Source organism: Serratia sp. CY52157, assembly GCF_052168495.1.
Taxonomy (GTDB): domain Bacteria; phylum Pseudomonadota; class Gammaproteobacteria; order Enterobacterales; family Enterobacteriaceae; genus Serratia; species Serratia ureilytica.
On record NZ_JBJNMO010000021.1, the window covers coordinates 1 to 547 of the forward strand.

General features: G+C 48.6%; 1 tRNA gene and 1 rRNA gene. Both read left to right on the forward strand.

The features are described 5' to 3' along the window. Positions 1–101: ribosomal RNA gene (locus ACJ8IP_RS24235) — 16S ribosomal RNA — on the forward strand; the annotation flags it as partial. A gap of 88 nt (positions 102–189) precedes the next feature. Further along, positions 190–265, forward strand: a tRNA-Glu gene (locus ACJ8IP_RS24240). Positions 266–547 lie beyond the last annotated feature (282 nt).

Genomic DNA, 547 nt, shown 5'->3' on the forward strand with positions numbered 1-547 from the left:
GCTTAACCTTCGGGAGGGCGCTTACCACTTTGTGATTCATGACTGGGGTGAAGTCGTAACAAGGTAACCGTAGGGGAACCTGCGGTTGGATCACCTCCTTACCTAAAGATATTAGTTCGAGTGGCGTGCTCACACAGATTGTCTGATGAAAAAGTAACGAGCAAAAGCGTCATAAAAGTACGGTGTCGTGTCCCCTTCGTCTAGAGGCCTAGGACACCGCCCTTTCACGGCGGTAACAGGGGTTCGAATCCCCTAGGGGACGCCAAGCTTCCGACCCACCCGGTGAAAGCGGCGGTCTCAAGTATCTGACGATACACCATATCTTAAAGATGACTTCCGAGTCATGTTTAAGATATTGCTCTTTAACAATCTGGAACAAGCTGAAAATTGAAACATGACGGCTGAAATTTATCCCTCCGTAGATGTACTGGGATGAAGAGTAACCTGTCATAGAGTCTCTCAAATGTTTGCAGCGCGAACGATGGAAACATCTTCGGGTTGTGAGGTTAAGTGACTAAGCGTACACGGTGGATGCCTAGGCAGTCAG